The sequence below is a fragment of the Halomonas citrativorans genome (genome assembly GCF_014898005.1).
GTDB lineage: Bacteria > Pseudomonadota > Gammaproteobacteria > Pseudomonadales > Halomonadaceae > Vreelandella > Vreelandella citrativorans.
On the sequence record NZ_JABUYX010000002.1, the window covers coordinates 98,605 to 113,875 of the forward strand.

A 15,271-nucleotide genomic window follows, 5' to 3' on the forward strand; every position below is an offset into this window, starting at 1 on the left:
AATTCCTTGCCCTTTAACCAGACGAAGTGCTGGTATTTGCCTGATGCCTATCAGGCGTTTTTCATTTTGAGGTCGTTACGATGGTTATGGATATTAACGAAATTCGCGAATACTTGCCCCACCGCTATCCGTTTTTATTGGTGGATCGAGTGACCGCATTAACTGTGGGCGAATCCATCGTTGCGTTCAAAAACGTTAGTATTAACGAGCCATTTTTCAACGGCCACTTTCCACATCATCCGATTATGCCGGGTGTGCTGGTAGTCGAAGCACTGGCCCAGGTTTGCGGTATTTTAGGCTTTAAAACAGTTAACAAGCTGCCTGCGGATGGCTACGTGTACTACCTGGTGGGTAGCGACAATGTACGTTTCAAGCGCCCGGTTATGCCTGGTGACCAGCTTCAACTGGAGGCTAACGTAATTCGTGGCAAGCGAGGCATTTGGAAATTTGCGTGTCGCGCCACGGTTGACGGAGAGCTTGCCTGTGAAGCAGAAATTATTTGTGCTGAGAGGAAGGTTGCTTGATACATCCTACTGCACTGGTTGACCCAACGGCAACGCTCGCAGATGACGTTGAGGTTGGCCCTTTTAGTGTTATTGGGCCTAACGTCACGATCGGCGAAGGCTCCATAATCGGCCCGCACGTCGTGGTCAAAGGACCCACTGTGTTGGGGAAGCGCACGCGTATTTTTCAGTTCGCCTCGGTAGGTGAGGATTGTCAGGACAAAAAGTACGCTGGTGAACCTACTCGTCTGGTCATGGGCGACGATAACGTTATCCGTGAAGGCGTGACGCTTCACCGTGGTACGGTACAAGACCGTGGTGAAACGACGATTGGTTCCCGCAACCTGTTTATGGCCTACGTACACGTGGGCCATGACTGTGTCATTGGCAATGACTGTATCCTTGCCAACCAGGTAACGCTTGCCGGGCACGTAACGCTGGGTGATTACGCTATCCTGGGTGGCCTGTCTGCCGTGCACCAATTTTGTCACTTTGGTGAGCATGCCATGGCGGGTGGTGGCTCTATTATCACTAAAGACACGCCTGCCTATGTCATGATTAACGGCAACCCGGCAGAAGCGCGTGGTCTGAATCTGGTCGGCTTAAAACGCCGCGGCTTTAGCCGTGAGGCAATTAATGCACTGAGCGTTGCTTATAAGATGGTCTATCGCCAGGGGCTTACCGTCGAGCAAGCGCTTGAAGAGATGCGTGCGCGCTTTGATATAGAGGAAGTGACGGAGTTCGCTGACTCTATCGAACGTTCGACCCGCGGCATTACGCGCTAACCATGTCCATTCGCTTATGACCTTGCAGCGTGTTTATCTGGTGGCTGGCGAGCTTTCGGGGGATATCCTTGGGGCTGGTCTGATGCGTGCGCTTAAGTCGCGCCATCCAGAGGTTGAGTTTCGTGGGATTGGCGGGCCTCGCATGATCGCTGAGGGGATGCAAAGCCGCTTTCCGTTGGAAACGCTTTCTGTGATGGGGCTGGTTGAGGTCATCAAACACCTGCCTGAGCTGGTAGGTGTGCGCCGCACGCTGCGTCGCGAAGCGCTCGCCTGGCAGCCGGATATCATGGTGGGTATCGACGCGCCTGATTTTACGCTCGGCCTGGAAAAGCAACTGCGTAATGCCGGAATCAAAACGGCCCACTACGTCAGCCCTTCTGTTTGGGCGTGGCGGCAGGGGCGTGTGAAAGGCATTGCCAAATCCGTTGATGGAATGCTCACTCTGCTGCCCTTTGAGGCCGATTTTTACCGGCACCACAGTGTTCCTGTTGTGTTCGTGGGTCATCCGCTTGCCGATGAGCTGCCGCTTGAAAATGACCGCATCGCAACGCGACAGGCACTAGGTCTTGATGAAGATGCGCCGGTGCTTGCTTTGTTGCCAGGCTCGCGCAGCAGCGAAATACGTTTCCTGGGCCATACGTTTTTAGCCGCTGCTGAGCTGCTGTGCCAGCGCCATGCCACGCTAAGGGTTTTGATTCCGGCTGCCTCAGCACTGCGTCATGACGAAATTCAGGCGCTCTTGTCTCACTATCCAACGCTTGCCGAGCGTGTGCAGCTGTTAAATGGCCAAGCGCGAGAGGCAATGGTCGCCAGCGATGTCGTGCTCCTGGCATCCGGGACCGCCGCGCTTGAAGCCATGCTGTGTCACCGGGCGATGCTGGTTGCGTACAAGATGGCACCGGCCACGCATTGGCTCGCCAAGCGTATGGTGAAAACCCAGTGGATATCGCTACCCAATCTGATCGCGCAGCAAAGCGTGGTACCTGAGCTTATTCAGGACGCGGCGACACCTGAAGCTATCGCAGACCAGCTTTATGAGTTGCTTAGCGATCACGAAGCACGATTGGCGTTAGAGGCACGCTTTGCAACGATGCACGCCGACTTGCAGCGCAACGCCAGTCGACGCGCCGCTGAGGCAATCACCGCTATCGCCTTAGGCCAGTCACTGGAGCAGTACAATGCCCGCTAAACCAGGCGATTTTCCGCTGCTTGAGATTGCTTATGTGGGCGAGCGCTTGGCGGGGGTCGACGAGGTTGGGCGTGGGCCGTTAATCGGTAGCGTCGTGGCCGCAGCGGTGATCCTGGACCCTGCACGCCCTATTGACGGTCTGACTGACTCTAAAAAGCTCACCGCCCGTAAGCGTGAAGCGTTAGACGTGCTGATACGCGAACAGGCGTTAGCCTTTGTGGTCGCTGAGGCAAGCGCTGCCGAAGTTGATCAGTTCAATATTTACCACGCCACGCACTTGGCAATGCGTCGTGCGATTGATGGTTTAGCCCCTGCGGCCGAGTACTTGCTGGTGGACGGTAACCGTTTGCCGGGACATAGTTTGCCGGGGCAAGCCGTGGTCAAAGGCGATGCGCGCCATCCCGCCATTGCTGCGGCGTCGATTCTTGCCAAGGTCGCGCGCGATGCCCAGATGGTTACGCTGGATATGCGCTATCCTGAGTACGGCTTTGCACGTCACAAAGGCTACCCAACGAAAGAGCATCTTGAGGCGCTATCCGCTCACGGGCCGCTTGAAGAGCACCGCCGAAGCTTCGCCCCCGTTCAGCGCCAATTAGCCCTCATTTAAGTGCTGTCGCTACGTTAAATTAACGTTATTTCATTTCTTTTTACCGAGATTCTACCGAGAGTGTCATGACGGTACCGTTTGTTCATCTACGTTTGCACAGTGAATACTCCCTGGTCGACGGCTTGGTAAAACTTAAGTCGTTGGTCAGTACTACCTTTGATCGCGGTATGCCGGCATTGGCGCTAACCGACGAAACAAATCTGTTCGGCCTGGTGAAGTTTTACAAGGCCGCTCAAGGGGCCGCACTCAAGCCCATTATTGGCAGCGACTTATGGCTCTTTAATCCCCACGATGAGTCACATCCTTACCGTATAACGCTGCTGGCGATGAACGATGTCGGCTACCGCAACCTGACCGAGCTGATCTCCAAGGGCTGGACCCACGGCCAGCGTCAGGGGCGGGCTATTTTGGATAAGCGCTGGGTGCTTGAACAAAGTGAAGGCCTGATTGCGCTTTCCGGCGCGCGGGAGGGCGAAATTGGCCGTCACCTGCTTTCCGATCATGAACGTGAAGCGCGCCAGTTGCTTGAAGAGTGGCAGGTTGCCTTTCCGGATCGTTTCTATCTGGAGCTGATTCGTACCGGGCGTCCGCTTGAAGAGGCGTGCGTGCATGCCAGCGTCAAGCTTGCCATCGATACCGGCACGCCAGTGGTGGCTACCAATGACGTACGCTTTCTTGAGCGGGAGGATTTCTGGGCGCATGAAACGCGTGTCGCCATTGGTGAAGGCAAGGCGCTGGACGACCCGCGCCGTGAACGCCGCTACACTGAAGAGCAGTATTTAAAAAGCCCGGACGAGATGGCAGCACTGTTCTCGGATATCCCCGAGGCGCTGGAAAACAGCGTGATGATTGCCGAGCGCTGCAGCGTGGATGTACGTCTGGGTGAGATATTTTTGCCTGAGTTCGAAATCCCCGAGGGAATGACCCTGGATGAGTTTTTCCGCAAGGTCTCCCACGACGGCCTGACGGATCGTCTGAACTTCCTGTTTCCTGTCGAGCGCTACCCGCGCGATAGTGACGAATACAAGGAAATTGACCAGCGTTACCGCGACCGGCTGGAGTTTGAACTCAACGTTATTATTCAGATGGGCTTCCCCGGCTACTTTCTGATCGTCATGGACTTTATCCAGTGGGCCAAGGATAACAACGTACCGGTCGGGCCCGGGCGAGGTTCCGGTGCGGGCTCTCTGGTTGCCTACGCGCAAAAGATCACCGACCTTGACCCCATCGGCTACGACCTGCTGTTTGAGCGCTTTTTGAACCCTGAACGTGTTTCCATGCCCGACTTTGACGTCGATTTCTGCATGGAAAAACGCGACAAGGTGATCGAGTACGTGGCCGAGCGCTACGGGCGTGACGCGGTATCGCAGATTGTTACCTTCGGCACCATGGCGGCCAAAGCCGTGGTACGCGATGTGGCACGTGCTCAGGGGCGACCGTACTCACTGGGTGACAAACTCTCCAAGCTGATCCCGTTTGAAGTGGGCATGACGCTTGGCAAGGCGATCGAGCAGGAGCCTGCGCTTAAAGAGTTCATTGCTAACGACGAAGAAGCGGAAGAGATCTGGGAAATGGCCCTCAAGCTTGAGGGCACGACCCGGGGCACCGGCAAGCACGCGGGCGGCGTGGTCATCGCGCCCACCAAGCTGACCGATTTCTCGCCTTTATTATGCGATGAAAGCGGCAATGGGCTGGTGGTTCAGTTCGATAAAAACGATATCGAAGACGCCGGGCTGGTCAAGTTCGACTTTTTGGGGTTGCGTACGCTGACCATTATCGACTGGGCGCTTGAGATGGTCGATAAGGTTCGCGGCGTGAACGGCCAGGAACCGCTGAACATCGATGCGATTCCGTTGAATGATGGCAAAACGTTTGAAATGCTCAAGCGTGCTGAAACTACCGCCGTTTTCCAGCTTGAATCCCGCGGCATGAAGGAGCTGATCAAGCGCCTGCTACCGGACTCGCTGGACGACATGATCGCTCTGGTGGCACTGTTCCGCCCCGGCCCGCTGCAGTCAGGCATGGTCGATGACTTTATCAACCGTAAGCATGGCCGTGCCGAAGTATCTTATCCACACCCGGATTACCAGCACGAGCTGTTAAAACCGGTGCTGTCGCCTACCTACGGTATTATCCTTTACCAAGAGCAGGTCATGCAGATCGCTCAGGTAATGGCGGGCTATTCGCTGGGCCAGGCCGATATGCTGCGCCGAGCGATGGGTAAGAAAAAGCCTGAAGAGATGGCCAAGCAGCGCTCAGGCTTTATGGAAGGCTGCGCGGCCAATGGTATCGATAAGGATCTTGCCGGTAATATCTTCGACCTGGTGGAAAAGTTCGCCGGTTACGGGTTTAACAAGTCGCACTCTGCCGCCTACGCGCTGGTGTCTTACCAGACCGCGTGGCTGAAGGCCCATTATCCAGGGCCATTTATGGCCGCGGTTATGTCCACCGAGATGGACAACCTGGATAAGGTAGTGCCGCTAATCGAGGAGTGCCGCAACCTCAAACTGACCGTTACTCCGCCGGACGTTAACGTAGGCGGCTACAAATTTACCGTGGATACCGAAGGGCGCGTGGTTTACGGCCTGGGGGCGATTCGCGGGGTGGGCGAGGGGCCCATCGGGGCAATTGTCGAGGCGCGCCAGACGGGTGGGCCGTTCACCGACCTGTTCGATTTCTGTCGTCGGCTTGACCCTAAGCGTATGAACAAACGCACCCTGGAAGCGCTGATTCGCTCAGGGGCGCTGGATAATCTTGGTCCTAACCGGGCCGTGCTGGCGGCCTCTATGGAAGATGCCCTGAAGGCCGCCGCCCAGAACCACACCAACCAGAGCTTGGGCATGCTGGATATGTTCGGCGAGGCTTTTGCTGATGCCGAAGACGAAGCGCTCGACGTCTATACTGAGTACCTCGGTGCGCGAGAATGGACCGACCGCGAGCGCCTTTCAGGTGAAAAAGATACCCTCGGGCTTTATCTTACCGGGCATCCGATTGATGAATATGAGCGTGAATTAAAACGCTTTGTATCAACGCGTATTAGCGATTTAAAACCCTCCCGCGAACCTCAGCGGGTGGCCGGGCTGGTGGTTGCGATGCGTACCATGAAGTCCAAACGTGGCGATACCATGGCGTTTATCACCCTGGATGATCGCACCGGGCGTATTGAAGCGTCGTTGTTTGGTGAGCTATTCGACCAGTTACGTGGTCAGATAGAAGCTGATCAGGTATTGATTGTTGAAGGCGAAGTTTCCAGCGACGATTTCTCTGGCGGGCTGAGACTGCGTGGAAAAGATGTAACGCCTATGGTCACTGCCCGTATTCGCTATGGCGATGCCGTTGAGCTTGCACTGGACGCCGAGCGTATCAATGGCCGCTTGGTCGAGAGTCTGCGCGATAGTTTAGCGCCCTACCGGGATAATGGCGGTTTGCCGGTGCGGTTGCAGTATCGCCATGCCCAAGCCGTCGGCTGGCTGGAGCTTGCCGGTGAATGGAAAGTCGCGCCCAGTGATGACTTGCTGCTTGCGTTGCGCGATGTGGAAGGGCAAGCGGGGGTTCAGCTACGTTACCGCTAAACCTGACCGTAAGACGGTTGGGTAGTGTCGTTGAGCAGACCCTGCCTTGCGTGGCAGGGTCAGGATGCGATAATACGTCTATTAGATACTCGTTTCGACAAGGCCTTTTTATAGGCAGCTTACAGGCAGAGCCGATGAATCCCAATTATCTCGATTTTGAACAGCCCATTGCCGAGCTTCAGGCAAAAATTGAGGAGCTACGTTTGGTTAGCTCCGACAGCGTTAATCTCTCCGATGAGATATCCCGGCTGGAGGAGAAAAGTCGTAAGCTGACCGAATCGATCTTCAAGGACTTGACGCCCTGGCAGGTCTCTCAGCTATCGCGTCATCCTCAGCGCCCTTATACGCTCGACTATCTTGAGCACATGTTTAGCGACTTTGACGAGCTACATGGTGACCGTAACTTCGCTGATGACGCTGCCTTGGTAGGCGGCGTTGCGCGCTTGAATGATAAGCCGGTAATGGTGATCGGCCACCAGAAAGGGCGCGATGTTAAAGAGAAGGTGCGCCGTAACTTCGGTATGCCTCGCCCGGAAGGTTATCGTAAAGCGTGTCGTCTGATGGAAATGGCCGAACGCTTCAAAATGCCGATTTTAACCTTTATTGATACCCCCGGTGCTTACCCAGGCATTGACGCGGAAGAGCGTGGCCAGAGTGAAGCGATTGCCTACAACCTGGCGGTCATGTCGCGCCTGAAAACACCGATTATATCAACGGTTGTTGGCGAAGGCGGCTCCGGTGGGGCATTGGCGATCGGCGTATGCGATGAGCTGTACATGCTTCAGTACTCCACCTACTCGGTTATTTCACCAGAAGGCTGTGCGTCTATTCTCTGGAAAAGTGCCGAAAGAGCCTCTGATGCGGCCCAGGCAATGGGGATCACCGCAGAGCGCTTAAAAGAGCTTGGCTTTGTAGATGGGCTGATTAAAGAGCCGCTAGGCGGTGCGCATCGTCATCCGATGACGACGGCGGAGCGTGTGAAAGAGACCGTCACCGAGGGCCTTGAGCGCCTTCAGGCACTGGATACCGATGCCCTGCTGGAGCGCCGTTATAAGCGCTTAATGAGCTATGGCGCCCCAACTGCCTAATCAGCTTGAACGCCTGTTAAACGACGCCCTGGTGGAAACCCCACCGGGGCGCTCTATTTGGGTCGCGCTCTCCGGGGGGCTTGATTCCGCATTGCTGCTGACGCTGGCAGCTTCTGTTTGCCGCCAGGCCAATCACCCGCTGCACGCCATCCATATTCATCATGGCTTGCAAGCCGCCGCCGATGACTTTGAGCAGCACTGCCAAGTGCTTTGCAAGCAGCTTGGCGTGCCGCTTAGTGTGGTGCGCGTAACGGTCGACGCTGCTGGCGGTATTGAAGCGGCAGCGCGTCAGGCGCGCTATGCTGCGTTTCATGAGCATGTTCCCACGGGAGACACCGTTTGGCTGGCCCAGCATCAGGATGATCAAGCGGAAACCTTTCTGCTGGCGGCACTGCGGGGAAGCGGTATTCGTGGGTTAGCGGGAATGCCACACTGCCGTCATGCACACGGCCTTACCTTCGTTCGGCCCTGGCTCTCGATTGCCCGGCGCTGCCTGGAGGGGCGAGCCTGCCAAATCGGCCTTGAATGGCGCGAAGACCCCACTAATAGTGATGTCACGCTTGATCGCAACCGCCTGCGTCATGACGTGTTGCCTCTTCTCAAAGCGCGCTGGCCCGACATGGCTGGCGCGTTTTCCCATAGCGCTAAGCATGCCGGGGAAGCGGATGCGCTGCTTAGTGAGTATGCCCAAGCGGAGTTGGAGGCGCTTCGCACAGATGCTAACAGCGCCGACTTGGAGTGTATTGATGCCCTCGCGTTGGCCACGCGCTCACGGCCTCGCCAGCGATTGCTGATACGCTCCTGGTGCCAGCAGCGATTATTGCCGACCCCGCCTCAGCGTCGTCTGGAGACGCTACTTGATCAATTAACGGCCGCACCGGACGCGAGTGTGCACGTCACGTGGCCAGGAGCGGAGGCTCGGGTGTGGCAACAGCGGCTTTATCTAATGGCGCCGCTTGAGCCGCTACCGGCCTGGCAGTGTGCCTGGGATGGCAGGGCTGGGCAGGCAACACCGTTAGGTGCGCTGGAACTCTCGTTGAAGTCCGATACGCCGCTAACATTGCGCTGGCGCCAGGGGGGAGAAGTGATTTCGCTTGCCGAGCGAGGGCGCCGAGACGTTAAAAGGCTGTTTCAGGAGGCCCAAATTCCCCCATGGGAGCGCGAGCGGCTGGTGATGGTCATGGAGGAAGACACTTGCCTTGGCGTGGTTCGGCCGCCAGCCAGAGTGCTCTGGAAAGCGGCTAACGTAAGGTTTGTCTCGTAGGCGGTGTGCCCGTCTGTCTCTTAGTCTTCCTGTATGACGTTTAGCGTGAAGCCTGCGGCGTCCATATACGCCTGTTCCTGCTCAATATCGGTGCTGAGTAGCGTTGGCTCATCGCTGGCGGGCAGTGCCAGCGTTAAGCTGTCAGCATCAACACTAATATTTGGTAAGGGTGGGGCGTTTTCGGGGCGTGAGTGGTTAATCAGCACCGCCAGGCGTAGCAGTAGGGCAAGCCGTATGCTGTGCGCGTGCTGCGCCTTAGGGAGCGCCTGCCACTCCTTGAGCGGGAATTTACGCCGATGGGCACGCACTAGAAAGGCCAACTGATGCTGCTCCGGGCGTGAAAAGCCCGCCAGGTCAGAGTTTTCCAGCAGGTAAGCGCCATGGCGATGAAACTGGCTATGGGAAATAGCCAAGCCAATTTCGTGTACATGGCTGGCCCACTGAAGGTAGTAACGGTGCTCATGGGTGAGCGACCAGGCGCCTTGCACCTGCTTAAACAGACATAGTGCGGTCTCGGCCACGTTATCGGCTTGTCGGGTATCCACGTCGTAAATGCGCTGGAGTACGTCAAGGCTTTTGGAGCGCGTGTCTTCTGCGCTATTGCGTCCAGCCATATCATAGAGCACACCCTCGCGTAGGGCGCCGTCGGCAAAACGCATTTGGTTCAGGTCAAATGCCTCGAAGATAGCGCTTAAAATGGCCACCCCAGCAGGGAAAACTCGTGCGCGGTCAGGCTTTAGCCCGTCGAGCTCGACTTTGCACAGCTGTTTGCACTTGAGCAGGCGCTCACGCAGTTTTTTGAGCCCGCTGCGCGTAATCACACCTTCAGTGGGTGTGTCACCATAGGCGAGAAGAACGCTAGCCACTGCTTTAATAGTGCCACTGGAGCCTACTGGGTCTTCCCAGCCAAGGCGCAGGTAGGGGCGTTGGATATGGGCAAGTTCTGATAACGCGGCCAGTTCGGCGCGGCGCATGCGCTTTTCACTCATCTCGCCGTCAGGAAAGTAGCGGCTGGTAAAGGTCACACAGCCCATGCGCAGGCTTTCCAGCGCCTTGGGTTCAAACTCTTCACCAATGATAAATTCGGTTGAGCCGCCACCAATATCGACAATCAAGCGGCGCCCGTTTTCGGCCAAGGCATGAGCCGCCCCTAGATAGATAAGCCGGGCCTCTTCACGGCCCGCAATAATTTCGATGGGGTGACCAAGTTGTGTTTCAGCCCGTTCAATAAACGCCTGGCTATTATGGGCGTCACGCAGGGCGTTGGTGCCCACGATGCGCAGGTTTGCGCTCTCAATATCACTTAAAAACGGCGCGAAGCGGCCCAGGCAGTCCAGGGCGCGCTGAATGGCTGCTTCGTTAAGCTTGCCCTCTTCATCCAGGCCAGCCGCCAGTTGGACTTTTTCACCCAATCGTGCAACGACTTGAAGACGCTCATTTTGATAGTTGGCTACCAGAAGATGAAAACTGTTGGAGCCGAGGTCAATGGCGGCTAGCCGCTGTGGTGCTGCGTTTTCCAGGTCGCTAACAGGAGCGCTAACGGGGGGTGAAATGTCCTTGGGCATGAGCTATCCTTCGTATTGGCTTTGCCAAGGTTGCGGTGCGCTTGGGCTATTGTCAATTGGCAAAGACTTGCGTTTATCGCGGGCCTTGACTACCATCGAACGACAGGTCTGACTCGACCTTGCCTGCTACAAGGCTGATTGCTAGAAATTACCCAAAAAATTACTAGTAATAGCTCTGCTGACAAGAGATCGTTGATAGCGTGTCGATTCAGTTGTCTTGGTTGCCAAGCCTTTCTGGTGCTAGGCTTTCCTAGTTAAGCTTTCCTGGTACTAGGCTTTCTTGGTATTATCGGGACTTATTGAACGTCGTATTTATTTAATGCTGTACTTACCTTGGCTAAGCACGCGATGATTGTGCTACGTATATTGACTAACTAACGCTTATCCAGCATGTTAACAAGATACTGCTTATCCAGATAGCATCAGCCATATTTCCAAGTCGTCAGATGACCCGCTGATTGGTTCTTTCCTTATGCCAATCAGAACAAACAACTGCATGTACCCTCGAACTGAGCAATAACTCATTGCCTCATTGCACCAATGCCATGAGTTTTCACATGCCCAGCGGCTTACCATCGAGTACGTGCTTTATCGGGACCTGAACGCATCACACGGCGCCTAGCCATATCAGTACGTGCTACGCCTCCTGTCTTATTCTGGCGCCTTGCGCCTAGCTTCCAGAGCAACTTTCTAACACGCCGATGAATCTCACTGAACTCAAGCAAAAAACCGTTCCCGAGCTGCTCGATATCGCCCGCGAAATGGGTATCGATAACCTGGCCCGTTCGCGCAAGCAGGACATCATTTTCGCCATCCTCAAACGACACGCTAAAAGCGGTGAGGACATTTACGGCGACGGTGTACTGGAAATTCTTCAGGATGGCTTTGGCTTCCTGCGCAGCGCCGACAGCTCCTATCTTGCCGGACCGGACGATATCTACGTATCGCCCTCGCAGATTCGCCGTTTTAACCTGCGTAAAGGCGACTCCATTTCCGGCAAAATTCGCCCGCCCAAAGAAGGCGAGCGCTACTTTGCTCTGCTCAAGGTTAGCCAGATCAACTTTGACCGTCCGGAAAATGCCAAGCACAAGATTCTCTTCGAGAACTTAACGCCGCTATTCCCGAATGACCGTTTGCGGATGGAAATCGGTAACGGTTCTACCGAAGATCTAACGGCCCGTATCATCGACCTGACTGCGCCGATTGGTAAAGGTCAGCGTGGCCTACTGGTGTCTCCGCCTAAAGCGGGTAAGACACTGATGCTGCAGAACATCGCCACCTCGATTACGCGCAACAACCCTGAGTGCCATCTGATCGTACTGCTGATCGATGAGCGCCCGGAGGAAGTAACCGAAATGTCGCGTACCGTACGCGGTGAAGTGGTGGCTTCCACCTTTGATGAACCGCCGGCGCGCCATGTTCAGGTCGCTGAAATGGTCATCGAAAAAGCCAAGCGTTTGGTTGAGCACAAAAAAGACGTGGTTATCCTGCTGGACTCGATTACCCGCTTAGCGCGTGCCTACAACACCGTCGTGCCGAGCTCCGGTAAAGTGCTTACCGGTGGTGTCGATGCGCATGCGCTTGAGAAGCCTAAGCGTTTCTTCGGTGCGGCGCGTAATATCGAAGAGGGCGGCAGCTTGACCATTATCGCCACGGCTCTGGTGGATACCGGTTCGAAGATGGATGAAGTCATCTTCGAAGAGTTCAAGGGTACCGGTAATATGGAAGCGCACCTTGATCGCAAGCTGGCGGAAAGGCGCGTCTTCCCGGCAATCAACATTCGTCGCAGCGGCACGCGGCGTGAAGATCTGCTGGCGTCTGAGGAAGAGATGCAGCGCATGTGGATTTTGCGCAAGCTGCTCAACCCGATGGAAGACACGGCTGCCACGGAATTCCTGATTGATCGTCTGAAGGATACCAAGACGAATCTTGAGTTCTTTGAAGCGATGAAACGCCGCTAGGATTGATGCGAATCACTATAGCGGCGCAAGCCTAGCGGGGAGTGTGTCTTGAAGTATAACGACTTGCGCGACTTCATCGCGGCGCTGGAAGCGCGCGGTGAGCTCAAGCGTATCCAAGCCGAAGTCGATCCTTACCTGGAAATCACCGAGATTTGCGACCGCACGCTGCGTGCCGGTGGCCCGGCACTCTTGTTTGAGAATGTGAAGGGCCATGATATGCCGCTGCTGGGCAATCTTTTCGGTACACCAAAGCGCGTGGCGCTAGGAATGGGGCAGGAGTCGGTCGAAGCGCTGCGCGAAGTGGGTAAGCTGTTGGCCTTTTTAAAAGAGCCTGATCCGCCCAAGGGGTTGAAAGACGCCTGGGATAAGCTGCCTATCTTCAAGCAAGTGCTTAGCATGGGGCCTAAAACTGTTAAGCGGGCGCCAGTGCAGGAAGTCGTTTTTGAAGGTGACGAGGTTGATCTTGATCGCCTGCCTATCCAGCACTGCTGGCCGGGCGATGCGGCGCCTTTAGTCACTTGGCCGTTGGTCATTACCCGTGGCCCGCATAAAAAGCGTCAGAATCTGGGGATTTACCGGCAGCAGAAGATTGGCAAGAACCGCCTGATCATGCGCTGGCTCTCCCACCGTGGCGGGGCACTGGATTTCCAGGAGTTTCAGCAAGCGCACCCTGGCGAGCCTTTCCCGGTTGCCGTAGCGTTGGGTGCTGATCCGGCCACGATCCTGGCGGCCGTGACCCCCGTCCCTGACTCACTCTCCGAATATGCGTTTGCCGGGCTTCTGCGCGGCTCGCGTACCGAGCTTGTTAAGTGCGGCCATTATGACCTTGAGGTGCCTGCCTCCAGTGAGATTATTCTGGAAGGGGTTATCTATCCTGATGATATGGCACCTGAAGGCCCGTACGGTGATCACACCGGCTATTACAACGAGGTGGATCACTTCCCGGTCTTTACGGTAACGCGCATGACCATGCGCCGTGATGCCATTTATCACTCCACCTATACCGGGCGGCCGCCGGATGAGCCTGCCGTTCTCGGGTTGGCGCTTAACGAAGTGTTTGTGCCGATACTCTGCAAGCAGTTTCCTGAAATTGTCGACTTTTACCTGCCGCCTGAAGGCTGTTCGTATCGCATGGCGGTTGTCACCATGAAAAAGCAGTACCCAGGCCACGCCAAGCGCGTGATGATGGGGGTATGGAGCTTTTTACGTCAGTTCATGTACACCAAGTTCGTGATTGTACTGGATGACGACGTTGATGCGCGCAACTGGGAAGACGTGATCTGGGCGATTACCACGCGTATGGATCCGGCGCGAGATACCGTGATGGTTGAGAATACGCCTATCGATTATCTGGATTTCGCCTCGCCTGTCTCTGGCTTGGGTTCCAAAATGGGGCTCGATGCGACCAACAAATGGCCAGGCGAAACAGACCGCGAGTGGGGCACGCCCATCGTGATGGACGAGACAGTCAAAAATCGCGTTGACGAGCGGTGGGAAGAGCTGGGAATCGGTATCCCTCTGCCAGCACCGCGGCATGGCGGTTAAGAAGGCAGTTAAGTTTAGCGGCGCACGTTGATCGATTTTTCATATAGAGGTTTTCATGAGCGCAAGGACGTTAACCTGCCAGGTAACGGCTGTTGAGGATTTAAATCCTGACGTATTTGGCGTGACGCTAAAAGGGCGTGCAGAATCAATGCAGCATGCGCCTGGGCAGTATCTAGAACTTAAATTGGATGACAACACGTGGGTGCCTTTTTCAATTGCCAGTGCCGAGCAGGGCGATGGCGTCATTGAACTGCATATTCAGCACTGGCCTGAGCGCGATAATTCAGTACGACTTCGAAATCTGCTCCAGGTGGCCAATCAGCTAACGCTGCGCTTGCCCGGCGGTGAATGTGTGGTTGACGCGCGAAGCGAGCGTCCGCTGCTGCTGATTGCTGCTGGTACAGGGTTTTCACAAATGAAAGCGATTGTTGAGGCCACCCTGCGTGACCAGCCTGAGCGGCCAATCTCACTCTGGTGGGCTGCCCGTGAGCATCGCGACCTTTACGCTGAAAGCCTGGCGACTGAGTGGGCGCAGCGCTATCCCAATGTAACGTTTAAAGCGGTCACCGAATTTCCGCTAACTGAGCCTTTGGCAAGCGGCGAGCGTATTCATCACCATCAGGGCCGGGTTGATCTTGTACTGGAGAAAGCGGCGCTGACGTTCAGCGATTATGACGTGTATCTCTCCGGCTCGCCCGGCATGGTATACGCCTGCCTGGATGTGTTGGAAACCAAAGGCGTGGTGAGTGAGCGGGTTTTTTCCGACGTATTTGCTTATGCGCCGCGTGGGTGATTGACCCACAGCGTTAGTCTGTCACTTTTTGGCTATGGCGCTGTTTGTTAATCAACAGTTGCCATTTGCCAAGCTTAAGGGCAGGATAAAGATGTACCTTTTTTAAAACGATTTTTCGCGGCCCTTGGGCTTGCCAATCATCAGGAAAAATATGCACACACAAGCGCCTTTCCACACTGCTAACCGCCTGCCTTTTATGGCGGTTAGTGTGTGCATGAGCGTTGTGGCCTATTTTGGATATTGGTTTAGCCACGGTGTGCCCGCGGCCGACGGTTAACGTCGCGCTACCAGGCACACCTTCCAGGTTGCCTGCCGAATCTTCAAGCCCCGGTTGGTAACCCCGCCGGGGCTTTTTGCGTTTAACGGCTTTTGCCATAGGAATTTCATTAAGGAGCTTCA

At 55.6% G+C, this 15,271-nt stretch carries 12 protein-coding genes; 10 read left to right on the plus strand and 2 right to left on the minus strand.

Annotation, left to right across the window (positions count from 1 at the left end; genetic code table 11):
- The first annotated feature begins 80 nt into the window (after positions 1-80).
- The 7 genes from fabZ to tilS all read left to right on the plus strand — a co-directional run bounded on the left by fabZ (position 81) and on the right by tilS (position 9,008).
- A complete protein-coding gene (gene fabZ, locus INT20_RS03585; RefSeq protein ID WP_087109982.1) occupies positions 81-524 on the plus strand; it encodes a 3-hydroxyacyl-ACP dehydratase FabZ in 444 nt (147 codons plus the stop codon).
- Positions 521-1,288: an acyl-ACP--UDP-N-acetylglucosamine O-acyltransferase gene (gene lpxA / locus INT20_RS03590; protein ID WP_193055211.1), complete on the plus strand. Its 768-nt coding sequence runs from the start codon at positions 521-523 to the stop codon at positions 1,286-1,288. Before fabZ ends, lpxA begins: the two co-directional genes overlap by 4 nt.
- Before the next feature lie 16 nt (positions 1,289-1,304).
- Entirely contained in the window at positions 1,305-2,477 is a 1,173-nt protein-coding gene (gene lpxB, locus INT20_RS03595) for a lipid-A-disaccharide synthase (RefSeq protein WP_193056442.1), read from the plus strand.
- A complete protein-coding gene (rnhB, locus tag INT20_RS03600) occupies positions 2,467-3,084 on the plus strand; it encodes a ribonuclease HII (protein WP_193056443.1) in 618 nt (205 codons plus the stop codon). Before lpxB ends, rnhB begins: the two co-directional genes overlap by 11 nt.
- Before the next feature lie 65 nt (positions 3,085-3,149).
- Positions 3,150-6,656, plus strand: a complete 3,507-nt coding sequence (dnaE, locus tag INT20_RS03605; protein WP_193056444.1) for a DNA polymerase III subunit alpha — start codon at positions 3,150-3,152, stop codon at positions 6,654-6,656.
- Between the two features lie 134 nt (positions 6,657-6,790).
- Positions 6,791-7,744, plus strand: a complete 954-nt coding sequence (accA, locus tag INT20_RS03610) for an acetyl-CoA carboxylase carboxyl transferase subunit alpha (protein ID WP_193056445.1) — start codon at positions 6,791-6,793, stop codon at positions 7,742-7,744.
- A complete protein-coding gene (tilS, locus tag INT20_RS03615) occupies positions 7,725-9,008 on the plus strand; it encodes a tRNA lysidine(34) synthetase TilS (RefSeq protein ID WP_193056446.1) in 1,284 nt (427 codons plus the stop codon). The genes accA and tilS overlap by 20 nt, the downstream gene beginning before the upstream one ends.
- Positions 9,009-9,028: 20 nt before the next feature.
- On the opposite strand, the gene ppx is transcribed toward tilS, so the two are convergent.
- Positions 9,029-10,573: an exopolyphosphatase gene (ppx, locus tag INT20_RS03620; protein ID WP_193056447.1), complete on the minus strand. Its 1,545-nt coding sequence runs from the start codon at positions 10,571-10,573 to the stop codon at positions 9,029-9,031.
- Between the two features lie 701 nt (positions 10,574-11,274).
- On the opposite strand from ppx, the gene rho reads away from it, so the two are divergent.
- From rho to INT20_RS03635, 3 genes are read left to right on the plus strand one after another with little or no spacing between them, the layout of a single operon-like run.
- Entirely contained in the window at positions 11,275-12,534 is a 1,260-nt protein-coding gene (gene rho / locus INT20_RS03625; RefSeq protein ID WP_172118483.1) for a transcription termination factor Rho, read from the plus strand.
- Between the two features lie 48 nt (positions 12,535-12,582).
- Positions 12,583-14,079 (plus strand): 4-hydroxy-3-polyprenylbenzoate decarboxylase, encoded by a 1,497-nt coding sequence (gene ubiD / locus INT20_RS03630; RefSeq protein WP_193056448.1) that lies wholly within the window; start codon positions 12,583-12,585, stop codon positions 14,077-14,079.
- Positions 14,080-14,134: 55 nt separating this feature from the next.
- Positions 14,135-14,872, plus strand: coding sequence for an NAD(P)H-flavin reductase (locus tag INT20_RS03635; RefSeq protein ID WP_193056449.1), 738 nt, complete (start codon positions 14,135-14,137; stop codon positions 14,870-14,872).
- A 13-nt stretch (positions 14,873-14,885) separates the two neighbouring features.
- On the opposite strand, the gene INT20_RS03640 is transcribed toward INT20_RS03635, so the two are convergent.
- The gene (locus INT20_RS03640) at positions 14,886-15,248 is read right to left on the minus strand and encodes a hypothetical protein (protein ID WP_193056450.1); all 363 of its coding nucleotides are present in this window, start codon (positions 15,246-15,248) and stop codon (positions 14,886-14,888) included.
- Positions 15,249-15,271: the final 23 nt, after the last annotated feature.